This window comes from Enterobacter sp. 940_PEND (assembly GCF_001059415.1).
Classification (GTDB): Bacteria; Pseudomonadota; Gammaproteobacteria; order Enterobacterales; family Enterobacteriaceae; genus Enterobacter; species Enterobacter cloacae_M.
Genome location: NZ_JUMS01000055.1, coordinates 1 through 22248, shown reverse-complemented (window position 1 = coordinate 22248; position 22248 = coordinate 1). Strand labels below are relative to the sequence as shown.

General features: G+C 55.9%; 18 protein-coding genes and 1 pseudogene. 15 read left to right on the top strand and 4 right to left on the bottom strand.

Annotated elements, in window-relative coordinates; translation table 11 throughout:
• Positions 1-57: 57 nt before the first annotated feature.
• Positions 58-360, top strand: coding sequence for a DUF2502 domain-containing protein (locus ADJ24_RS08200; RefSeq protein WP_023310339.1), 303 nt, complete (start codon positions 58-60; stop codon positions 358-360).
• Between the two features lie 31 nt (positions 361-391).
• Here the strand turns inward: ADJ24_RS08200 and yaaA are convergent, their stop codons facing one another.
• Both yaaA and ADJ24_RS08190 read right to left on the bottom strand, forming a co-directional pair.
• Positions 392-1165: a peroxide stress protein YaaA gene (gene yaaA / locus ADJ24_RS08195; protein WP_023310340.1), complete on the bottom strand. Its 774-nt coding sequence runs from the start codon at positions 1163-1165 to the stop codon at positions 392-394.
• A gap of 66 nt (positions 1166-1231) precedes the next feature.
• Complete coding sequence (locus tag ADJ24_RS08190) at positions 1232-2662, bottom strand: alanine/glycine:cation symporter family protein (RefSeq protein WP_023310341.1); 1431 nt, start codon at positions 2660-2662, stop codon at positions 1232-1234.
• Positions 2663-2924: 262 nt separating this feature from the next.
• Between ADJ24_RS08190 and tal the strand changes: the two genes are divergently transcribed.
• From tal to ADJ24_RS08175, 3 genes are all read left to right on the top strand, one after another.
• The gene (gene tal / locus ADJ24_RS08185) at positions 2925-3878 is read left to right on the top strand and encodes a transaldolase (protein ID WP_023310342.1); all 954 of its coding nucleotides are present in this window, start codon (positions 2925-2927) and stop codon (positions 3876-3878) included.
• A 110-nt stretch (positions 3879-3988) separates the two neighbouring features.
• A complete protein-coding gene (gene mog, locus ADJ24_RS08180) occupies positions 3989-4576 on the top strand; it encodes a molybdopterin adenylyltransferase (protein WP_023310343.1) in 588 nt (195 codons plus the stop codon).
• Positions 4577-4697: 121 nt separating this feature from the next.
• Positions 4698-6020 (top strand): MFS transporter, encoded by a 1323-nt coding sequence (locus ADJ24_RS08175; RefSeq protein WP_023310344.1) that lies wholly within the window; start codon positions 4698-4700, stop codon positions 6018-6020.
• Here the strand turns inward: ADJ24_RS08175 and satP are convergent.
• Complete coding sequence (gene satP, locus ADJ24_RS08170) at positions 5997-6563, bottom strand: acetate uptake transporter (protein WP_023310345.1); 567 nt, start codon at positions 6561-6563, stop codon at positions 5997-5999. The two genes, ADJ24_RS08175 and satP, sit on opposite strands and share 24 nt — an antisense overlap.
• Positions 6564-6859: 296 nt before the next feature.
• On the opposite strand from satP, the gene dnaK reads away from it, so the two are divergent.
• The 4 genes from dnaK (at position 6860) to nhaR (ending at position 12312) form a co-directional block, all read left to right on the top strand.
• Complete coding sequence (gene dnaK, locus ADJ24_RS08165) at positions 6860-8773, top strand: molecular chaperone DnaK (protein ID WP_023310346.1); 1914 nt, start codon at positions 6860-6862, stop codon at positions 8771-8773.
• Between the two features lie 87 nt (positions 8774-8860).
• Complete coding sequence (gene dnaJ, locus ADJ24_RS08160) at positions 8861-10006, top strand: molecular chaperone DnaJ (protein WP_023310347.1); 1146 nt, start codon at positions 8861-8863, stop codon at positions 10004-10006.
• A 172-nt stretch (positions 10007-10178) separates the two neighbouring features.
• Complete coding sequence (gene nhaA / locus ADJ24_RS08155) at positions 10179-11354, top strand: Na+/H+ antiporter NhaA (RefSeq protein WP_023310348.1); 1176 nt, start codon at positions 10179-10181, stop codon at positions 11352-11354.
• 58 nt (positions 11355-11412) lie between these two features.
• On the top strand, positions 11413-12312 hold the full coding sequence (gene nhaR / locus ADJ24_RS08150; protein WP_023310349.1) for a transcriptional activator NhaR: 900 nt from the start codon (positions 11413-11415) through the stop codon (positions 12310-12312).
• A 57-nt stretch (positions 12313-12369) separates the two neighbouring features.
• Here nhaR and rpsT read toward each other — a convergent pair whose 3' ends face one another.
• Complete coding sequence (rpsT, locus tag ADJ24_RS08145) at positions 12370-12633, bottom strand: 30S ribosomal protein S20 (protein WP_003856458.1); 264 nt, start codon at positions 12631-12633, stop codon at positions 12370-12372.
• A gap of 101 nt (positions 12634-12734) precedes the next feature.
• Between rpsT and ADJ24_RS25515 the strand changes: the two are divergent.
• From ADJ24_RS25515 to ADJ24_RS08115, 7 genes and pseudogenes are all read left to right on the top strand, one after another.
• Positions 12735-12953 (top strand): annotated as a pseudogene (locus tag ADJ24_RS25515) (DUF2575 domain-containing protein).
• A gap of 7 nt (positions 12954-12960) precedes the next feature.
• The gene (gene ribF, locus ADJ24_RS08140; RefSeq protein WP_023310350.1) at positions 12961-13887 is read left to right on the top strand and encodes a bifunctional riboflavin kinase/FAD synthetase; all 927 of its coding nucleotides are present in this window, start codon (positions 12961-12963) and stop codon (positions 13885-13887) included.
• A gap of 45 nt (positions 13888-13932) precedes the next feature.
• The gene (ileS, locus tag ADJ24_RS08135; RefSeq protein ID WP_023310351.1) at positions 13933-16749 is read left to right on the top strand and encodes an isoleucine--tRNA ligase; all 2817 of its coding nucleotides are present in this window, start codon (positions 13933-13935) and stop codon (positions 16747-16749) included.
• Positions 16749-17249 carry a signal peptidase II gene (gene lspA / locus ADJ24_RS08130; RefSeq protein WP_023310352.1) on the top strand — a complete coding sequence of 167 codons (501 nt, stop codon included), beginning with the start codon at positions 16749-16751 and terminating at the stop codon, positions 17247-17249. The genes ileS and lspA overlap by 1 nt, the downstream gene beginning before the upstream one ends.
• Positions 17250-17301: 52 nt before the next feature.
• Positions 17302-17751 (top strand): FKBP-type peptidyl-prolyl cis-trans isomerase, encoded by a 450-nt coding sequence (gene fkpB, locus ADJ24_RS08125; protein ID WP_003856450.1) that lies wholly within the window; start codon positions 17302-17304, stop codon positions 17749-17751.
• Position 17752: 1 nt separating this feature from the next.
• The gene (gene ispH, locus ADJ24_RS08120) at positions 17753-18703 is read left to right on the top strand and encodes a 4-hydroxy-3-methylbut-2-enyl diphosphate reductase (protein WP_023310353.1); all 951 of its coding nucleotides are present in this window, start codon (positions 17753-17755) and stop codon (positions 18701-18703) included.
• A gap of 774 nt (positions 18704-19477) precedes the next feature.
• Positions 19478-22248 (top strand): inverse autotransporter beta domain-containing protein (locus ADJ24_RS08115; RefSeq protein ID WP_048702302.1); only part of this gene is annotated, 2771 nt, incomplete at its 3' end.

Sequence of the window (22248 nt, the reverse complement as noted above, 5' to 3'; positions counted from 1 at the left end):
CCTCGCGTAATCTCCTTACATCGGCCCACGTTGGGCAAGAAGAATAAGGAGTCACCTGTGTCTACACTGAAACCTGCACTCATCGCGCTTTCACTGGTGCTGGCCGCCCCCATGGCGGTTCAGGCATCTGAAATTACCCTCGTACCGGCGGTTAAACTGCAGATTGGCGACCAGGATAACAACGGTCATTACTGGGACGGCGGCCGCTGGCGCGACCACGACTGGTGGAAGGCGCATTATGACTGGCGTGATAACCACTGGCGTCCACATGATGAGCATCGTAAACACGACGATCGTCACGATGACCATCACCACGATGACCACCGCGACGATCGCGGCCCGGACTGGAAACACCATTAATGCAAAACCCCGCCAGCTGGCGGGGTTTGTTTTACTGCTCGTGGCGCTTAAACACCAGCTCGCCTTTCCCTGACGACGCCTCGTCAAAGAAATAGCCTTCGCTGTTGAAGGCGGTTAGCTGCTCCGGCTTCGTCAGGCGGTTCTGGATGATGTAGCGGCTCATCAGGCCGCGCGCTTTCTTGGCGTAGAAGCTGATCACCTTGAACTTACCGTTCTTCTCGTCGAGGAATACCGGTTTGATAATCTCCGCATCCAGCTTTTTCGGCTTCACCGACTTGTAGTATTCATCGGATGCCAGGTTTATCACCACGTTGTCGCCCTGGGCGTGCAGCGCCGCATTAAGCTTGTCGGTAATGATATCGCCCCAGAAATGGTACAGATCTTTGCCTTTGGCATTTTCCAGGCGAATCCCCATCTCCAGACGATACGGCTGCATCAGATCCAGCGGGCGCAGTACGCCGTACAGACCCGACAGCATGCGCAGATGCTGCTGGGCAAAATCGAAATCGGCTTCGCTAAAATCTTCCGCCTGCAGGCCGGTGTAGACATCACCTTTAAACGCCAGAATCGCCTGGCGAGCGTTTGCCGGGGTGAAATCCGGGTGCCACTCGTGAAAGCGGGTCGCGTTAAGATCGGCCAGCTTGTCGCTGATGCTCATCAGCGAGGCGATTTGCGGCGCAGAGAGTTTACGCGCTTCGCGGATCAGCTGTTGCGAGTAGTCCAGCAGTTCAGGCTGGGTATAGCGCTCGGTGGCGAGCGGGCTCTGGTAGTCGAGCGTTTTTGCAGGTGAAATCAGAATCAGCATATCCAGTCCTTGCAGGAAATTTAGAGCGACTTTAGCAAAAAATCGCCCTGAATTGATCGATAGCTGTTATTGCCGCGGCAAATCATCCCACGTGCCGGGGGCAAGCTGCGCCTTAACGTCGGGATAGCGGGCGGGATCAAATACCGGCGGAACGCCGAGTTTGCGCTGACGCAGATAGTCTCTGGCAATCAGGGTCACAACGGGTGAGAGCAGCAGGATAGCGGTGAGGTTCGTGATCGCCATCAGCGCCATAATGATATCGGCCAGCTGCCAGACCAGCGGCATACTGAGGAAGGAGCCAGCGATGATCATCAGAATGACCGCGAGACGCAGGGTTCCGATTGCGGCGCGGGAGTCGAGTTTCAGGAAAATAAGGTTATTTTCGGCGTAGAGGTAATTCACCACAATCGAACTGAAGGCAAACAGCACCAGGACGAGCGAGACAAATCCTGCTCCCCAGCCGCCGGTCAGGTTCACCAGCGCCTGCTGGAGAAGCTGTATCCCGGCGGTACCAGAAGAATGCGGGACGGGGCCTGCCAGCAGCAAAATCATGGCGCTGGCGGAGCAGATGATAATGGTATCGGTAAAGACGCCAATCATCTGCACAATGCCCTGTGCCGCCGGGTGTGGCGGCCAGGAAGAGGCGGCAGCGGCCGCGTTGGGGGTTGACCCCATTCCGGCTTCATTGGAGAACATGCCCCGCTGAAAACCCGCCATCAGCGCCTGGCTGAAGGTGTAGCCCAGCGCCCCGGAGGCCACCTCGCGCCAGCCAAAAGCGCTTTTGACGATGGTCGCAATCACGCCCGGCACCTGGTCGATATGCAGTGCGGCGACGAACAGGCTCGCGACAACCCAAAGCAGCGCCATAACGGGAACCAGCCACTGCATCAGGCGGGCGATGCCCCTGAGACCGGCTGAAATGGTGAGCAAAACGACGAGGGCTAACACGATACCGGCGATCCACTCCGGGCAGGAGAAGGCATAGCGCAGGGCATTGGCGACAGAATTTGCCTGGACGGTATTAAAAATAAGGCCGTACGCGAGCAGTAAAAAAAGCGAGAACAGAACGCCCATCCAGCGCATCCCTAAGCCACGCGCCATGTACCAGGCAGGACCGCCGCGAAACTGGCCGTTTTTATCTTTCTCTTTATACAGCTGGGCGAGCGAACTTTCCGCAAAGGAGGTTGCCATCCCGAGTAGCGCCGTTACCCACATCCAGAAAACCGCGCCTGGCCCACCGGCGCTGATGGCCAGCGCAACGCCCGCCAGATTCCCGCTGCCGAGGCGTGCCGCCAGGCTGGTACAGAGTGCCTGGAACGACGTTAATCCGCCCGGCTGGGGCGTAACGCTGTTTTTCAGACTTCTGCCAAACTTGCGAATATAACGAAACTGGATAAACCCACTGCGTAGCGTAAACCAAATACCTGCTCCCAGAAGCAGGTAAATCATTATCGAACCCCACAGGACTTCGTTAATAAAGAAAAAGAAATCAGGCATTAACGTCCCTCTTGTTGATGCCAAAGTGAATATGTAAGCGCTACCACTGATTGGGCATGCTGTTGCTTAGCAGCCTGTTAATCTTCCGAGTTTACCATACTCTACCTAAGCGCACTGTCTGCGGTTGCGCTGCCTCTCACTCGTGTTATCATCAGGGCAGACCGGTTACATCCCCCTAACAAGTAAACCTGTCATTTTTCCGCTGCAGGCATGCTGTCGGTAGCGTGAATTATCCAGGGCACGTTAAAAGAGAAACACTATCATGACGGATAAATTGACCTCCCTTCGTCAGTTCACCACTGTCGTAGCTGACACCGGAGATATCGCGGCAATGAAGCTGTACCAGCCGCAGGATGCCACAACCAACCCTTCTCTGATCCTTAACGCCGCACAGATCCCTGAGTATCGCAAACTGATTGACGACGCAGTGACCTGGGCGAAAGCGCAGAGCAATGACCGCGCGCAGCAGGTTGTGGATGCCACCGACAAGCTGGCAGTGAACATCGGTCTGGAAATCCTGAAACTGGTTCCTGGCCGTATCTCTACCGAAGTGGATGCACGTCTCTCCTACGACACCGAAGCGTCTATCGCGAAAGCGAAACGCCTGATCAAAATGTACAACGACGCTGGCATCAGCAACGACCGTATCCTGATCAAACTGGCTTCTACCTGGCAGGGTATCCGCGCGGCAGAGCAGCTGGAAAAAGACGGTATCAACTGTAACCTGACCCTGCTGTTCTCCTTCGCGCAGGCGCGTGCATGTGCAGAAGCAGGCGTATACCTGATTTCTCCGTTCGTGGGCCGTATTCTGGACTGGTACAAAGCTAACACCGATAAGAAAGAGTACGCGCCGGCTGAAGATCCAGGCGTGGTTTCTGTTACTGAAATCTACGAATACTACAAACAGCACGGCTATGAGACAGTGGTTATGGGCGCAAGCTTCCGTAACGTCGGAGAAATCATCGAGCTGGCTGGCTGTGACCGCCTGACCATCGCCCCTGCGCTGCTGAAAGAGCTGGCAGAAAGCGAAGGTACCATCGAGCGTAAGCTGTCCTACACCGGTGAAGTGAAAGCACGCCCAGAGCGCATCACTGAATCCGAGTTCCTGTGGCAGCACAACCAGGATCCAATGGCTGTAGACAAGCTGGCGGACGGTATCCGTAAGTTTGCTGTTGACCAGGGCAAACTGGAAAAAATGATCGGCGACCTGCTGTAATTATTCTGCGTGACCGGACTCCCGGTCACGCGACTTCTTTCGTCCCCTGTCTGAATCTCCTCTCTGCGTGTATCATTCCCTTTAATCAGTACTTTTTGAATGGAATGGATATGAATACCTTACGCATCGGCTTAGTGTCGATTTCTGACCGCGCCTCCAGCGGCGTTTACCAGGATAAAGGCATCCCTGCTCTGGAAGAGTGGCTTGGCAGCGCGCTGACCACCCCCTTTGACATTCAGACCCGCCTGATCCCTGACGAACAGCCGATCATCGAGCAGACGCTCTGCGAGCTGGTGGATGAGATGAGCTGCCACCTTGTTCTGACGACGGGCGGAACCGGCCCCGCGCGCCGCGACGTGACGCCGGACGCAACGCTGGCGATCGCCGATCGTGAAATGCCGGGCTTCGGCGAACAGATGCGCCAGATCAGTCTACACTTTGTTCCGACGGCCATTCTTTCCCGCCAGGTGGGAGTGATCCGCAAGCAGGCGTTGATTCTGAACCTGCCGGGGCAGCCGAAGTCGATCAAAGAGACGCTGGAAGGGCTGAAGGCGGAAGATGGCAGCGTCCTCGTTCACGGCATCTTTGCGAGTGTACCGTATTGTATACAGCTGCTTGACGGCCCCTATGTGGAAACCGATGAGAAAGTAGTAGCAGCTTTTCGCCCGAAAAACGCACGCCGCGAAACAATCTCCTGAAATTAACCAATATGTGGCATTAGCTGAAGCGGCGATAGCGTGGTAAAGCTTTTACGGTATAGTAATTTTTTCTTTACGACTGCTGTAAAAATAAATCCACAATATACGCAAATGGTTCGCTATGTCACATAACACCCGACCTCTGAATCGACAGGACTACAAAACTCTCACGCTCGCGGCCTTAGGCGGCGCGCTGGAATTTTACGACTTCATCATCTTTGTTTTCTTCGCCGCCGTGGTGGGAGAACTCTTCTTCCCGGCGGATATCCCGGAATGGCTGCGTCAGGTGCAAACCTTCGGCATTTTTGCCGCCGGATATCTGGCGCGTCCGCTGGGCGGCATTATCATGGCCCACTTTGGCGATCTGGTCGGGCGCAAGAAGATGTTTACCCTTAGCATTCTGCTGATGGCCGTGCCGACGCTGGCCATTGGTCTGCTGCCCACCTATGCCTCGATGGGCATCCTTGCTCCGTTGCTGCTGTTGCTGATGCGCGTCCTTCAGGGCGCGGCGATTGGCGGTGAAGTGCCGGGCGCATGGGTGTTTGTCGCGGAGCATGTTCCGGCGCGCCGCATTGGTATCGCCTGCGGAACCTTAACCGCGGGGTTAACGGTAGGGATTTTGCTTGGTTCCGTCGTCGCGACAATTGTAAACACCAGCATGACGCAGCAGGCCGTGCACGACTGGGGATGGCGTATTCCGTTCCTGCTGGGCGGGGCGTTTGGTCTGGTCGCGATGTACCTGCGCCGCTGGCTGCAGGAGACGCCGATTTTCCTCGAGATGCAGCAGCGCAAGGCGCTGGCGCAGGAGCTGCCGGTGAAGGCGGTCGTGGTACGCCATAAAAAAGCGGTGGTGGTGTCGATGCTGCTCACCTGGCTGCTCTCGGCGGGCATTGTGGTGGTAATATTGATGTCCCCGGTGTGGCTGCAAAAGCAGTACGGTTTCGCTCCTGCCGTGACGCTACAGGCGAACAGTATCGCGACAATCATGCTCTGCTTTGGCTGCCTGGCCGCCGGGCTGGCGGCAGATCGTTTCGGTGCCAGCGTTACCTTTATCGTCGGCAGCCTGTTACTGGCCGCATCAAGCTGGGCGTTTTACCATCTGGCGGGCAGCCATCCTGAACAGCTGTTCCTGCTGTACGGCACGGTAGGGCTGTGCGTGGGCGTTGTCGGGGCGGTACCGTACGTGATGGTCCGCGCGTTCCCGCCGGAGGTACGCTTCACCGGGATCTCATTTTCCTATAACGTGTCGTATGCCATTTTTGGCGGGCTGACGCCGATTGCGGTGACGGTGCTGATGGGCGTGTCGCCGATGGCGCCAGCCTGGTATGTACTCGCGCTCTCGCTGATGGGGCTGGTATTAGGATTTTGGCTTCGTCAGGCGGGGGGATGTCGTGCCCGCGAGGCGGGCACGACAGAGGGATCAGTGTTTTTCACCAATCGGTAGAATGGTGCGTTCAAACTGCTCGTTCAGCACTTCACCCATTGCGAGGTAGATAGCGCTTGCGCCGCAAACCAGACCAATCCAGCCTGCAACATGAACGATGCCTTCGTTATCCACCAGGTGACCGATCGCCAGCAGGGCGAACAGTACGGTCAGGCTCAGGAAAACGAACTGCAGCATGCGGTTACCTTTCAGGGTGCCGAAGAACATGAACAGGGTGAAGACGCCCCACAGGCCCAGGTAAACGCCCAGGAAGTGGGCGTTTGCCGCGTCTGCCATGCCCATTTTAGGCAGCAGCAGAATGGCAACCAGGGTCAGCCAGAAAGAACCGTAAGAGGTGAAGGCGGTTAAGCCGAAGGTATTGCCTTTCTTATATTCCAGCAGGCCCGCGAAGATTTGCGCGATACCGCCGTAAAAAATACCCATCGCCAGGATGATGCCATCCATCGGGAACATCCCGATATTGTGCAGGTTCAGCAGGATAGTGGTCATGCCAAAACCCATCAGGCCCAGCGGAGCCGGATTAGCCAACTTAGTGTTGCCCATAAGTCCTCAAAAAAATCATCATTAATATGGTGAAATGGTTAAACCCGCGTCAATACTCCCTGACGGGGCGCGGCATCATAATGGGCGCTATCGATGGCGTCTATGATCTCATCAGGGTGAAATTAAAATTTTTTTTATGCTTGCCCCTTGATGGATGCCGTCGCGACCCCATCTTGTAGTCAACCGCAGTGTGTGGACCTGAAAAAAATCAAATCTGGGCAGTTGAAAAAGCACGTTCTGCCCTTATTACAGGTACACAACCACATGTTGACTGAATTTTTAGTGGAGACGTTTAGATGGGTAAAATTATTGGTATCGACCTGGGTACTACCAACTCTTGTGTAGCGATTATGGATGGCACTACTGCACGCGTGCTGGAGAACGCCGAGGGCGATCGCACCACGCCTTCTATCATTGCTTATACCCAGGATGGTGAAACTCTGGTTGGTCAGCCGGCTAAACGTCAGGCAGTGACAAACCCGCAAAACACCCTGTTTGCGATTAAACGCCTGATCGGCCGCCGCTTCCAGGACGAAGAAGTTCAGCGTGACGTTTCCATCATGCCTTACAAAATCATCGCGGCAGATAACGGCGATGCATGGCTTGATGTGAAAGGCACCAAAACTGCACCACCGCAGATTTCTGCTGAAGTGCTGAAAAAAATGAAGAAAACCGCTGAAGATTACCTGGGTGAGCCGGTAACTGAAGCTGTTATCACCGTTCCTGCATACTTCAACGATGCTCAGCGTCAGGCAACCAAAGATGCTGGCCGTATCGCAGGTCTGGAAGTAAAACGTATCATCAACGAACCAACCGCTGCTGCACTGGCTTACGGTCTGGATAAAGAAGTTGGCAACCGTACTATCGCGGTTTACGACCTGGGTGGTGGTACCTTCGATATTTCTATTATCGAAATCGACGAAGTTGACGGCGAAAAAACCTTCGAAGTTCTGGCAACCAACGGTGATACCCACCTGGGTGGTGAAGACTTCGATACCCGTCTGATCAACTACCTCGTTGATGAGTTCAAGAAAGATCAGGGCATTGACCTGCGTAACGATCCGCTGGCCATGCAGCGCCTGAAAGAAGCCGCTGAGAAAGCGAAGATCGAGCTGTCTTCCGCTCAGCAGACCGACGTGAACCTGCCGTACATCACCGCAGACGCGACCGGTCCTAAACACATGAACATCAAAGTGACCCGTGCGAAACTGGAAAGCCTGGTAGAAGACCTGGTGAACCGTTCTATCGAGCCGCTGAAAGTTGCTCTGCAGGACGCTGGCCTGTCCGTATCCGATATCCAGGACGTTATCCTGGTCGGTGGTCAGACCCGTATGCCAATGGTTCAGAAGAAAGTGGCTGAGTTCTTTGGTAAAGAGCCACGTAAAGACGTTAACCCGGACGAAGCGGTCGCAATCGGTGCTGCGGTTCAGGGTGGCGTACTGACCGGTGAAGTTAAAGACGTACTGCTGCTGGACGTTACCCCGCTGTCTCTGGGTATCGAAACCATGGGCGGTGTGATGACTGCGCTCATCAACAAAAACACCACCATCCCAACGAAACACAGCCAGGTGTTCTCTACCGCTGAAGACAACCAGTCTGCGGTAACCATCCATGTGATTCAGGGTGAGCGTAAGCGTGCGGCGGATAACAAATCTCTGGGTCAGTTCAACCTGGACGGTATTAACCCGGCGCCGCGCGGCATGCCGCAGATCGAAGTGACCTTCGACATCGATGCTGACGGTATCCTGCACGTGTCTGCGAAAGACAAAAACAGCGGTAAAGAGCAGAAGATCACCATCAAGGCATCTTCTGGCCTGAACGAAGCGGAAATCGAAAAAATGGTTCGCGATGCCGAAGCTAACGCGGAATCCGACCGTAAGTTCGAAGAGCTGGTTCAGACCCGCAACCAGGGTGACCATCTGCTGCACAGCACCCGTAAGCAGGTTGAAGAAGCAGGCGATAAGCTGCCAGCGGAAGACAAGACTGCTATCGAAGCTGCACTGAGCGCGCTGGAATCCTCACTGAAAGGTGAAGACAAAGCGGACATCGAAGCGAAGATGCAGGAACTGGCGCAGGCTTCTCAGAAGCTGATGGAAATCGCTCAGCAGCAGCACGCTCAACAGCAGGCGGGCGCTGACGCTTCGGCGAACAACGCGAAAGACGACGACGTTGTCGACGCTGAGTTCGAAGAAGTTAAAGATAAAAAATAATCGCCCTGATGCAGGGTAATTAATCGGCACGGGCGTAGGAGAACTCTCCACGCCCGTGCTCGCATGTTAAGGGGCTTAAAAAAACCAATGGCAAAGCAAGACTATTACGAGATTTTAGGCGTTCCGAAAACTGCGGAAGAGCGTGAAATCAAAAAGGCGTACAAGCGCCTGGCCATGAAATTCCACCCGGACCGTAACCAGGGTGACAAAGAGGCTGAAGCCAAATTTAAAGAGATCAAAGAAGCCTACGAAGTCCTGACCGATGCACAGAAACGCGCGGCCTATGACCAGTACGGTCACGCAGCCTTTGAACAGGGCGGCATGGGCGGCGGTGGATTCGGCGGCGGCGGCTTTGGCGGCGGCGCTGACTTCAGCGATATCTTTGGCGATGTATTTGGCGACATCTTCGGCGGCGGCCGTGGTCGTCAGCGCGCGGCGCGCGGCGCGGACCTGCGCTACAACATGGAGCTGACGCTGGAAGAGGCCGTTCGCGGTGTCACCAAAGAGATCCGTATCCCGACGCTGGAAGAGTGTGACGTTTGCCACGGCAGCGGCGCGAAAGCGGGTACGCAGCCTCAGACCTGTCCAACCTGTCACGGCTCTGGCCAGGTACAGATGCGTCAGGGCTTCTTCGCGGTACAGCAGGCCTGTCCTCACTGTCACGGTCGCGGCACGCTGATCAAAGATCCGTGCACCAAATGCCACGGGCACGGTCGCGTTGAGAAAACCAAAACTCTGTCCGTTAAGATCCCGGCTGGCGTCGATACGGGCGACCGCATCCGTCTGGCGGGTGAGGGCGAAGCAGGTGAGCACGGCGCACCGGCGGGCGATCTGTACGTTCAGGTGCAGGTGAAACAGCACGCTATCTTCGAGCGTGAAGGTAATAACCTGTACTGCGAAGTGCCGATCAACTTCGCGATGGCGGCACTCGGCGGTGAAATCGAAGTGCCTACGCTGGACGGTCGCGTGAACCTGAAAGTGCCTGGGGAAACCCAGACCGGCAAGCTGTTCCGCATGCGCGGGAAAGGCGTTAAATCCGTTCGCGGTGGCGCCCAGGGCGACCTGCTGTGCCGCGTCGTCGTCGAAACGCCGGTTGGCCTGAACGACAAGCAGAAACAGCTGCTGAAAGAACTGCAGGAGAGCTTTGGCGGCCCAACGGGTGAGAAAAACAGCCCGCGTTCCAAAAGCTTCTTCGATGGCGTCAAAAAATTCTTCGATGATTTGACCCGCTAATTCGTTAGCTGATTTTCATCTTCGAAAAGCCCGGAAGCGATTCCGGGCTTTTTTATTTGCGCGTATAGCTCGGTTAAACTGAGTCTATACTCAACATTAATCTGTTTTTGCCGAGCTATTTGGCTTGGTATTATGGTTTTATCGAGGTATTGTTGTAAAAGAGAGAACTTAAATGAAATTACTACACCGTTTCTTTAGCAGTGAGGCGTCCGGTGGGGTGATCCTGATTATTGCCGCAGCGGCCGCGATGGTGCTGGCTAACCTTGGCATCACGCAGGATCTCTACCATGCATTTCTGGAAACGCCCGTTGAGCTGAAGGTCGGGGCGCTGGAAATTAACAAGAACATGCTGCTGTGGATCAACGATGCGCTAATGGCGGTATTCTTCCTGCTGGTGGGTCTTGAGGTTAAGCGTGAGCTGGTTCTGGGCTCGCTTGCCAGCCGCCAGCGCGCGGCGTTTCCTGTGATCGCAGCCATCGGCGGAATGGTCGTTCCGGCGTTGCTCTTCCTGGCGTTCACCTGGCAGGATCCTGTTGCGCGTGACGGCTGGGCGATCCCGGCCGCGACGGATATCGCCTTTGCGCTCGGTGTCTTAGCCTTGCTCGGTAGCCGCGTGCCGGTGGCCCTGAAAATCTTCCTGATGGCGCTGGCGATCATCGATGACCTGGGCGCCATTGTGATTATCGCGCTGTTCTACACCAGCGATCTGTCGATCCTGTCCCTGAGCGTCGCCGCCGGGGCGATTGCGGTGCTGGCGCTGCTGAACATCTTCAATGTTCGCCGTATCGGTATCTATATCCTGGTGGGGATGGTGCTGTGGACGGCGGTGCTAAAATCCGGCGTGCACGCCACGCTGGCAGGCGTGATTGTGGGCTTCTTCGTGCCGCTTAAACCGCAGGACGGCAAGTCGCCTGCCAAACAGCTGGAGCATGTGCTGCACCCGTGGGTTGCCTTTATGATCCTGCCGCTGTTTGCGTTTGCCAACGCGGGCGTCTCCCTCGGCGGCGTGACGCTGGACGGGCTGACGTCCGTGCTGCCGCTGGGCATCATTGCCGGGCTGTTTATTGGTAAGCCGTTGGGCATTAGCCTCTTCTGCTGGCTGGCGACGAAGCTGAAGCTGGCGTCATTACCGCACGGCACAACGTTTGGTCAAATTATGGCCGTCGGCGTGCTGTGTGGCATCGGGTTTACGATGTCGATCTTTATCTCGACCCTTGCGTTTGGTGCGCATGCGCCTGAGCTTATCGTCTGGGCTAAACTCGGCATTCTCATCGGATCATTACTGGCCGCGGTAATCGGTTATACCTTGTTGAAGGTGAAGTTGTCCGGCCAGGCCGTACAGGCATAACGGAACACCGGGAGGAGGCGATCCTCCTTCCGATATACACTCAGGGAGAGAAGACGCGATGTCTCATTTAAATTACAACCATCTGTACTACTTCTGGCACGTCTACAAACAGGGCTCGGTGGTGGGGGCGGCAGAGGCGCTCTACCTGACTCCGCAAACCATCACCGGGCAAATCAAGGCCCTGGAAGAGCGCCTGCAGGGCAAGCTGTTCAAGCGTAAAGGGCGTGGGATTGAACCCAGCGAACTGGGTGAACTGGTGTTCCGCTATGCGGACAAAATGTTCACCCTGAGCCAGGAGATGCTGGATATCGTCAACTATCGCAAAGAGTCGAACCTGCTCTTTGACGTGGGCGTGGCGGATGCGCTGTCCAAACGGCTGGTGAGCGGCGTGCTGGATGCGGCGGTAGTCGAAGACGAGCAAATCCACCTGCGCTGCTTTGAATCCACCCACGAGATGCTGCTGGAACAGCTGAGCCAGCACAAGCTGGACATGATTATCTCGGACTGCCCGATTGACTCCACCCAGCAGGAAGGGCTGTTCTCGGTGAAGATTGGCGAATGCGGCGTGAGCTTCTGGTGCATTAATCCACCGCCGGAGAAACCGTTCCCCGCGTGCCTTGAAGAGCGCCGTCTGCTGGTGCCGGGAAGACGTTCCATGCTCGGACGCAAGCTGCTGAACTGGTTTAACTCGCAGGGGCTGAAGGTAGAAATCCTCGGTGAGTTCGACGATGCGGCGCTGATGAAAGCCTTTGGCGAAGCCCATAATGCGATCTTCGTTGCGCCGACGCTGTACGCGCACGATCTCTATTCAGACGACAAGATTACGGAGATAGGCAGAGTGGATAACGTGATGGAGGAGTATCACGCCATATTTGCCGAAAGAATGATTCAGCACCCGGCGGTGCAGCGAATCTGCAATCGTGACTACTCGGTGCTGTTTACGCCACCGGCAATCTGAAGGCATAAAAAAACCCGCGTTAAGCGGGTTCTTTAAACAAGCAACAACAAGTAGCGATTAAGCCAGTTTGTTGATCTGCGCGGTCAGGTTTGCTTTATGACGCGCTGCTTTGTTTTTGTGGATCAGACCTTTAGCAGCCTGACGATCCACGATTGGTTGCATTTCGTTAAATGCGTTCTGCGCTGCAGCTTTGTCGCCTGCTTCGATTGCTGCGTATACTTTCTTGATGAAAGTACGCATCATAGAGCGACGGCTTGCGTTGTGCTTACGAGCCTTTTCAGACTGAACGGCACGTTTCTTAGCTGATTTGATATTAGCCAAGTCCAACTCCCAAATATGTTCTATGTGGACAATTCAAAGGCCGAGGAATATGCCCTCTTTGCCTTCTTTTGTCAATGGATTTGTGCAAATAAGCGCCGTTAATTAGCGACGCTACGTTACGTAGTGATGGCGCAGGATTCTACCAGCTTGTCTTCCCTGAATACAGCCTTTCGGCATAAAAATCGCAGTTCAGGAGCAGATTTTTTCGCTGCGAAAGGTCAGCCTGATGAAATCATTACGGCTTTCTGTTTTGCGCGAACAATCGCCGGTTAACCTTAACCGCTGTACAAGGTATACTTTGGCGATTTTCACTGTTTTGAGCCAGACATGAAGCTGATACGCGGCATACATAATCTCAGCAGCGCGCCACACGGGTGCGTGCTGACTATTGGTAATTTCGACGGCGTGCATCGTGGTCATCAGGCGCTGTTGCAGGGATTGCGTAAAGAAGGGGAGGCCCGCGGCCTGCCCGTTGTAGTGATGATTTTCGAGCCGCAGCCGCTGGAGCTGTTCGCGGGCGATAAATCTCCCGCCCGACTCACTCGCCTGCGCGAGAAATTGCGCTATCTGGCGGAGTCCGGCGTGGACTATGTATTGTGTTTACGTTTCGATCGTCGCTTTGCCGCGCTGACAGCACAAAATTTCGTCAGCGACCTGCTGGTTAAGCGTCTTGGCGTACAGTTTCTCGCCGTGGGTGATGATTTCCGCTTTGGCGCTGGTCGTCAGGGCGATTTCTTGCTATTACAGAAGGCTGGTCTGGAGTATGGATTTGACGTCACCAGCGCGATGACCTTCTGCGAAGGCGGCGTACGCGTCAGCAGCACGGCGGTGCGTCAGGCGCTGGCTAATGATGACCTGGACACGGCAGAAACCCTGCTGGGGCATCCGTTCACTATCTCTGGCCGCGTGGTTCATGGCGATGCGCTGGGCCGCACGATAGGCTTCCCGACGGCGAATATACCGCTGCGTCGTCAGGTTTCCCCGGTTAAAGGGGTGTATGCGGTGGAAGTAGCAGGACTGGGCGATAAGCCGTTCTACGGCGTCGCCAACATTGGCACGCGTCCGACCGTCGCCGGTGTGCGTCAACAGTTAGAAGTGCACCTGCTGGACGTTGTAATGGACCTCTATGGTCGCCATATAGATGTGATACTGCGTAAAAAAATACGCAACGAGCAGCGATTTGGTTCGCTGGATGAACTAAAAGCGCAAATTGCGCGAGATGAATTGACGGCCCGCGAGTTTTTTGGGCTTTGAACCCGGCTTAACTGCCTACGTGATAAATACGGAACCGAGAATCTGATGAGTGACTATAAATCAACCCTGAATTTGCCGGAAACAGGGTTCCCGATGCGCGGCGATCTCGCCAAGCGCGAACCGGGAATGCTGGCGCGTTGGACCGATGATGACCTGTACGGCATCATTCGTGCAGCCAAAAAAGGCAAAAAAACCTTCATTCTGCATGATGGCCCTCCATATGCGAATGGCAGCATTCATATTGGTCACTCGGTTAACAAGATTCTGAAAGACATTATCGTGAAGTCCAAAGGCCTCACGGGATATGACTCGCCTTACGTTCCAGGCTGGGACTGCCACGGTCTGCCAATCGAGCTGAAAGTGGAGCAAGAGTTTGGCAAGCCTGGTGAGAAGTTCACCGCCGCCGAGTTCCGTGCGAAGTGCCGCGAATACGCAGCCACGCAGGTTGACGGTCAGCGCGCTGACTTCATCCGTCTGGGCGTGCTGGGCGACTGGTCGCATCCGTACCTGACCATGGACTTCAAAACTGAAGCCAACATCATCCGTGCGCTGGGTAAAATCATCGGTAACGGCCACCTGCACAAAGGCGCTAAGCCGGTGCACTGGTGCGTGGACTGCCGTTCTGCGCTGGCAGAAGCGGAAGTTGAATATTACGACAAAACCTCTCCATCTATCGACGTGGCGTTCCAGGCCGTCGATCAGGATGCGGTGAAAGCTAAATTTGGCGTCTCCTCGGTAAACGGCCCGATCTCTCTGGTGATCTGGACCACCACCCCGTGGACCCTGCCAGCCAACCGCGCGATCTCCCTGTCCGGTGAGTTCGAATACGCGCTGGTTCAGGTTGAAGGTCAGGCGGTTATCCTGGCGAAAGATCTGGTTGAGAGCGTGCTGAAGCGCGCGCATATCAGCGACTACACCGTGCTGGGCACCGTGAAAGGCGACGCGCTGGAGCTGATGCGCTTCAAACACCCGTTCCTGGACTTCGACGTTCCGGCGATCCTGGGCGACCACGTGACGCTGGAAGCGGGTACCGGTGCGGTGCATACCGCCGGTGGCCACGGTCCTGACGACTACAACATCAGCCTGAAGTACGGTCTGGAAATCGCTAACCCGGTTGGCCCGGACGGATCTTATCTGCCTGGCACCTACCCGGCGCTGGACGGTATCAACGTCTTCAAAGCGAACGACATCATCGTCGACATGCTGCGCACCAGCGGCGCGCTGCTGCACGTTGAAAAAATGCAGCACAGCTATCCGTGCTGCTGGCGTCACAAGACCCCGATCATCTTCCGTGCGACCCCGCAGTGGTTCGTCAGCATGGATCAGAAAGGCCTGCGCGAGCAGTCTCTGAAAGAGATCAAAGGCGTGCAGTGGATCCCTGACTGGGGCCAGGCGCGTATCGAATCCATGGTGGCTAACCGTCCTGACTGGTGTATCTCCCGTCAGCGTACCTGGGGCGTGCCGATGTCTCTGTTCGTACATAAAGAGACGCAGGAGCTGCACCCGAACACCCTGGAACTGATGGAAGAAGTGGCGAAGCGCGTCGAAGTTGACGGCATTCAGGCGTGGTGGGATCTCGACGCCCGCGACATCCTGGGCGCTGACGCAGACAACTACGAGAAAGTGCCGGATACCCTGGACGTGTGGTTCGACTCCGGGTCTACTCACTCCTCCGTGGTTGACGTGCGTCCGGAATTTGCCGGTCACGCTGCCGATATGTATCTGGAAGGATCTGACCAACACCGCGGCTGGTTCATGTCATCTCTGATGATCTCCACCGCCATGAAGGGTAAAGCGCCTTACCGTCAGGTACTGACTCACGGCTTCACCGTGGATGGTCAGGGCCGCAAGATGTCCAAATCTATCGGTAACACCGTTTCTCCGCAGGATGTGATGAACAAGCTGGGCGCAGACATTCTGCGTCTGTGGGTGGCCTCTACCGATTACACCGGCGAAATGGCGGTGTCTGACGAGATCCTGAAGCGTGCTGCCGACAGCTATCGTCGTATCCGTAACACCGCGCGCTTCCTGCTGGCGAACCTGAACGGGTTCGATCCGGCAAAAGACATGGTGAAACCGGAAGAGATGGTGGTGCTGGACCGCTGGGCAGTAGGCTGCGCGAAAGCGGCGCAGGAAGATATCCTGAAAGCCTATGAGTCTTACGACTTCCACGAAGTGGTGCAGCGCCTGATGCGCTTCTGCTCCATCGAGATGGGCTCGTTCTACCTCGACATCATCAAAGACCGCCAGTACACCGCGAAGGCGGACAGCGTGGCGCGTCGTAGCTGCCAGACCGCGCTGTTCCACATCGCAGAAGCGCTGGTGCGCTGGATGGCGCCGATCATGTCCTTCACCGCGGACGAAATCTGGGGCTACCTGCCGGGCGACCGTGAGAAGTATGTGTTCACGGGCGAGTGGTACGAAGGTCTGTTCGATCTCTCCAGCACCGAAGCGATGAACGATGCCTTCTGGGACGAGCTGCTGAAAGTGCGTGGCGAAGTGAACAAGGTGATCGAGCAGGCGCGCGCGGACAAGAAAGTCGGCGGCTCCCTTGAAGCAGCAGTTACGCTGTATGCCGAACCGGAACTGGCGGCGAAGCTGACGGCGCTGGGCGATGAATTACGATTTGTCCTGTTGACCTCCGGTGCGAAAGTTGCGGATTATGCCGATGCTTCTGCTGATGCTCAGCAGAGCGAACTGCTCAAAGGACTGAAAGTCGCGCTGAGCAAAGCCGACGGTGAAAAATGCCCGCGTTGCTGGCATTACACTACCGATGTCGGCCAGGTGGCGGAACACGCAGACATCTGCGGACGCTGTGTAAGCAACGTCGCCGGTGACGGCGAAAAACGTAAGTTTGCCTGATGAGTAAAACTCTCTGTTCAACAGGACTGCGCTGGCTGTGGCTGGTTGTGGTGGTGCTGATTATCGATCTGGGCAGCAAGTTCCTGATCCTCCAGAACTTTGCTCTGGGGGAGACGGTTCCGCTGTTCCCGTCGCTTAACCTGCACTACGCGCGTAACTACGGCGCAGCGTTTAGTTTCCTTGCCGACAGCGGTGGCTGGCAGCGCTGGTTCTTTGCGGGTATCGCTCTCGGTATCTGTGTGATCCTCGCGGTGCTGATGTACCGCTCGAAGGCGACGCAAAAGCTGAATAACATCGCCTACGCGCTGATCATTGGCGGTGCGCTGGGCAACCTGTTTGACCGCCTGTGGCACGGCTTTGTGGTCGATATGATCGACTTCTACGTCGGCGACTGGCACTTCGCGACCTTTAACCTGGCCGACACCGCAATTTGCGTTGGCGCCGCGTTAATCGTGCTGGAAGGCTTCCTGCCTAAACCCGCCGCGAAAGAGCAGGCGTAACACACTCGCCCGGCGGCGTAACGCCACCGGGCAAAACAAGCGAGCAATTTGCATGTCTAAATCCGTACAGAGCAACAGCGCGGTTCTCGTTCACTTCACGCTGAAGCTGGATGACGGCTCCACGGCCGAATCCACCCGCAATAACGGCAAACCAGCCCTGTTTCGTCTTGGCGATACCTCCCTGTCTGAAGGTCTTGAGCAGCAGCTTCTGGGCCTGAAAGAGGGAGAGAAAAAAGCCTTTTCGCTGGAGCCGGATGCCGCGTTTGGCGTGCCGAGTCCGGACCTGATCCAGTATTTCTCGCGCCGCGAGTTTATGGACGCGGGTGAACCGGAAATTGGCGCGATTATGCTCTTTACCGCTATGGACGGCAGCGAAATGCCTGGCGTGATCCGCGAAATTAACGGCGACTCTATTACCGTTGACTTCAACCATCCGCTTGCCGGGCGTACCGTTCATTTTGATGTTGAAGTGCTGGAAATCGATCCTGCACTGGAGGCCTGAAATGCAGATCCTGTTGGCTAACCCGCGTGGCTTCTGCGCCGGTGTAGACCGCGCTATCAGCATTGTTGAAAACGCGCTGGAGATTTACGGCGCGCCGATTTATGTGCGTCACGAAGTGGTGCACAACCGCTACGTGGTCGACAGCCTGCGCGAGCGCGGCGCCATCTTTATCGAGCAGATCAGCGAAGTGCCGGACGGGGCGATCCTGATCTTCTCCGCGCACGGCGTCTCGCAGGCGGTACGTAACGAAGCGAAAAGCCGCGACCTGACCGTCTTCGATGCCACCTGTCCGCTGGTGACAAAAGTGCATATGGAAGTGGCGCGCGCCAGCCGTCGTGGTGAAGAGTCGATTCTGATTGGCCATGCCGGTCATCCGGAAGTCGAAGGCACCATGGGGCAGTACAGCAACCCGGAAGGGGGGATGTATCTGGTTGAGTCGCCTGAAGATGTCTTTACGCTGAACGTTAAAAATGAGGCCCGTCTGTCGTTTATGACCCAGACGACGCTCTCCGTAGACGATACCTCAGACGTGATTGACGCGCTGCGTCAGCGCTTCCCGAAAATCGTCGGTCCGCGTAAGGATGATATCTGCTACGCGACCACTAACCGTCAGGAAGCGGTGCGCGCGCTGGCTGGACAGGCGGATGTGGTGCTGGTGGTCGGCTCCAAAAACTCGTCTAACTCCAACCGTCTGGCCGAACTGGCGCAGCGTATGGGGAAAGCGGCGTTTCTGATCGACGATGCTACGGACATTCAGGAAGCGTGGGTGAAAGAGGCGAAATGTGTAGGCGTCACCGCAGGCGCTTCCGCGCCGGATATTCTGGTGCAAAACGTGATTACCCGTCTGCAGGAGCTGGGCGGTGGCGAGGCTATTCCGCTGGAAGGGCGTGAAGAGAACATCGTTTTCGAAGTCCCGAAAGAACTGCGAGTGGATATCCAGCAAATCGATTGAGAAAACGGGGAGCCTGGCTCCCCGTTTTGCTAATGGAATAACTCCATTCAGCTTGCGCTCAGGTGCCATGGCCGATGGTTCGCCTGTCTTCCTCCGTCTGTTTTGGCGTGAGTGGTGGGATAGACTTTTAGCTGCCTGGACGTATCTATATAGATCTCAGCTTATTACACCAGACCTGAACGGAGCCGGCATCGAAACAGAACGCGTTCGTATTTCAATCCAGTACCAGTGGAATACAGGAATACAAATCCGGTTTACCTTCGCTTAACAACGCATTAATTTCTCCCTCCGCAAACAGGCTCAAATCAAAAAAATCGCAGAGACCATTTCTTAAAATCCCCAAATGAATTCAGCACGATTAGCGTCTGATGACGGCTCCCAACACAATCAATCTCCACATAAACTATCCTATATATATTATGTATATATCCTGATGATTGTATTTTAGATATAAATCACGCCTGCCTTTAAAAATAAATCAAGACGGTTTTGAGTCCAGATTGACATTGCCTTTGTTTGTGCTGGTCTGGTTTTATTATTTTGTTTTGATTGGGCTTTTTATGAAGTCCAGTTTGATACTTTTATTTATTTGTCTTTTTATGCGTTAAATTCATAATCCTCCGCGCATATAAAATCACTCTTTGGATTTTGCTTCATCTGTTTGATATCGGACAGGGGTTTCTCTGTCTGAAGCAAAGGCTATTGGTTGTTTTTATGTTTTTACACTTTTAAAGGAAAAAAAGTTGTTAAATCGCCATCATCCACGGGGTCAAAATGAATCCTAAACTCAGTAAACTGTCTGCGACGGTTTGCCTGTTTTCGCAATTATTCAGCATCGCCTTACCGACCTTCGTGCCGGTTATTGCGCTCGCGCAGAATAAGCCGCAAACGCTCGCAGAAATAACCACCACACCTTATATTCTGAAAAAAGGCGAAACGGTCTCCGTTGTTGCCGCGCGTTATTCTCTCAGCGTCGATGCGCTGAAAAAACTTAACGTCTTCAGAACCTTTAGTAAGCCTTTCGAGAAACTCGGAGAAGGTGATGAAATCGATGTTCCGGTAAATAACACCACCAAAAAAGATACTGCCGGATATACCCCTGAGGGTGCTGACGCCTTCTGGGCAAACCGGGCCTCCTCGCTCGGCAACACTCTCTCTTCAGACCATCCTGCCGATCAGGCAGCCTCGATGGCCAAAAGCATGGCCACCGGTGCGACGGTCTCCACCGTTGAGCAGTGGCTCGGTCAGTTCGGCACCGCGAAAGCGAAGCTGAACCTGGACGATGATTTCACCCTCGACGGCTCATCGCTCGACGTCCTGCTGCCGCTCTATGATCAGCAGGATAACCTGCTGTTCACGCAGCTTGGTTACCGGAACAAGGATTCCCGTAATACCCTCAATGCCGGCCTCGGTTTCCGTACCTTCCACGGCAACTGGATGTACGGCATCAACAGCTTCTATGATGACGACGTGACGGGTAATAACCGCCGCCTGGGCGTGGGTCTGGAAGCCTGGACCGATTACCTGAAACTCGGCGCCAACAGCTACACCGGCCTGACGGACTGGCACCAGTCCCGTGACTTCGCCGATTACGATGAACGCCCGGCTGACGGTTTCGACATCCGCGCCGAAGGCTGGCTGCCGGCTTATCCGCAGCTCGGCGGCAAACTGGTGTACGAGCAGTATCGCGGTGATGAGGTCGCCCTGTTCAGCAAGGACGACCGTTCCAGCGATCCGAAAGCGGTCACCCTGGGCCTGAACTATACGCCGGTGCCGCTGGTGACGGTGGGTGTTGACCACCGCCAGGGGCAGAGCGGGCAGAATGACACCAGCTTTAATCTCGAATTTAACTACGAGCTCGGTCTGCCGTGGAACCAGCAGATCGACGATTCGCTGGTGGCCGCACGCCGCACGCTGGCAGGCAGCCGTCTTGATCTGGTCGATCGTAACAACGAAATCGTCCTTGAGTATAAAAAACAGGATCTGATCCACCTGACCCTGCCGGCGCTTCTCGAAGGCAAAGCCAGTGACAAAGGTAACATCAGCGCCACCGTCAAGGCCAAATACGGTGTCGATCATATTGAATGGGACTACAGCGAAATCCTTGCGGCGAAGGGCAGTGCCGTCGCCGTCAACAAGCAGACGCTGGAGATCACCTTCCCGCCGTATCAGACCACCGGCAGCAATGTGTACCACATCAGCGCGGTGGCCTACGATCCGCAGCACAACAAGTCAAACCGTGAAACCACGGAAATTCGCGTCAGCGAGCCGGATGCGACCATCAGTGACGGGGACCTGATTGTCACCGTGGACGGAGCGGCCGCCAACGGCGAGGCCACCGACACGGTGCAGGCGAAAGTCACCGACAGCGCGCACCACGCGGTCGCCGGGGTGAAAGTTGAGTTTACCGCAGACAACGAGACGCGGGTGATGACGGCCTCGGCGGTCACCGACGCAAACGGTCTGGCGACAACCAACCTGACTAACATCCACGCGGGCAAATCAAACGTGACCGCCACGGTGAACGGTTCAGCCCGCAGCGTCCCTGTCAGCTTTGTCGCCGACAGCGGCAGCGCGGTGATTGCCGACGGCAACCTCACCGTTACCCGCGACAACGGTAAAGCGAACAACAGCGACACCAACCACGTTCAGGCGAAAGTCACGGACAAAAACGGCAACACCGTTTCGGGCACCACGGTGAGCTTCTCCAGCACCGTCAGCGGGGCCACTATGGTGACGGCGTCTGCGGTCACGGATGAAAACGGTATCGCAGGCACCGACCTGACCAGCACCATGTCGGGCGTGGTTCCGGTGAAAGCCGCGGTGAACGGTACCGACAAATCGGTCGACACCCACTTCGCCCAGGATGACAGCAGCGCCACCATTGGTGCGGGCGATTTTGTCCTCACCACGGATAACGCGAAAGCCAACGGCAGCGCCACCAACGCGGTGAAGGCGACCGTAAAAGACGCGAACGGCCTGCCGCTTGCTGGCGTGGTGGTCAGCTTCAGCGCCACCAACGGGGCGAACGTTGCCAGCGCGAAGGCCACCACCGACCAGAGCGGGGTCGCCACTACCACGCTGACCAGCACGAAAGCCGGAATCTCTGCGGTAACCGCCAGCGTCAGCAATGCCACGGGCGGCAGCAGCCAGTCGCTGGACGCGCATTTTGTCGCGGACGACAGCACGGCGACGATTTCTGCCGGTAACCTGACTGTGACCACCGACAACGCAAAAGCGGACGGCAGCGCCACCAACGCGGTGAAAGCGATTGTCACGGATGCGAACGGCAACGTTCTCGCCGGACAGAGCGTGAGCTTCTCTGCCTCCAACGGCGCAACGGTGATTACCGCCTCAGCCACCACGGACGCTGACGGTGTGGCAACGACGACGCTGACCAACAGCAAATCCGGGATTACCAGCGTGACCGCCACGGTCAACGGCAACAGCCAGTCGGTAGACACCACCTTCCTGGCCGACAGCAGCACGGCGGGTATCAGTTCCGGTAACCTGACGGTGACCACCGATAACGCGAAAGCGGACGG

Excerpts from the sequence above, each read along its gene's own strand:
- yaaA (WP_023310340.1), bottom strand. The coding sequence starts at position 1,165 with ATGCTGATTCTGATTTCACCTGCAAAAACGCTCGACTACCAGAGCCCG.
- ADJ24_RS08190 (WP_023310341.1), bottom strand. The coding sequence starts at position 2,662 with ATGCCTGATTTCTTTTTCTTTATTAACGAAGTCCTGTGGGGTTCGATA.
- tal (WP_023310342.1), top strand. The coding sequence starts at position 2,925 with ATGACGGATAAATTGACCTCCCTTCGTCAGTTCACCACTGTCGTAGCT.
- mog (WP_023310343.1), top strand. The coding sequence starts at position 3,989 with ATGAATACCTTACGCATCGGCTTAGTGTCGATTTCTGACCGCGCCTCC.
- ADJ24_RS08175 (WP_023310344.1), top strand. The coding sequence starts at position 4,698 with ATGTCACATAACACCCGACCTCTGAATCGACAGGACTACAAAACTCTC.
- satP (WP_023310345.1), bottom strand. The coding sequence starts at position 6,563 with ATGGGCAACACTAAGTTGGCTAATCCGGCTCCGCTGGGCCTGATGGGT.
- dnaK (WP_023310346.1), top strand. The coding sequence starts at position 6,860 with ATGGGTAAAATTATTGGTATCGACCTGGGTACTACCAACTCTTGTGTA.
- dnaJ (WP_023310347.1), top strand. The coding sequence starts at position 8,861 with ATGGCAAAGCAAGACTATTACGAGATTTTAGGCGTTCCGAAAACTGCG.
- nhaA (WP_023310348.1), top strand. The coding sequence starts at position 10,179 with ATGAAATTACTACACCGTTTCTTTAGCAGTGAGGCGTCCGGTGGGGTG.
- nhaR (WP_023310349.1), top strand. The coding sequence starts at position 11,413 with ATGTCTCATTTAAATTACAACCATCTGTACTACTTCTGGCACGTCTAC.
- ribF (WP_023310350.1), top strand. The coding sequence starts at position 12,961 with ATGAAGCTGATACGCGGCATACATAATCTCAGCAGCGCGCCACACGGG.
- ileS (WP_023310351.1), top strand. The coding sequence starts at position 13,933 with ATGAGTGACTATAAATCAACCCTGAATTTGCCGGAAACAGGGTTCCCG.
- lspA (WP_023310352.1), top strand. The coding sequence starts at position 16,749 with ATGAGTAAAACTCTCTGTTCAACAGGACTGCGCTGGCTGTGGCTGGTT.
- fkpB (WP_003856450.1), top strand. The coding sequence starts at position 17,302 with ATGTCTAAATCCGTACAGAGCAACAGCGCGGTTCTCGTTCACTTCACG.
- ispH (WP_023310353.1), top strand. The coding sequence starts at position 17,753 with ATGCAGATCCTGTTGGCTAACCCGCGTGGCTTCTGCGCCGGTGTAGAC.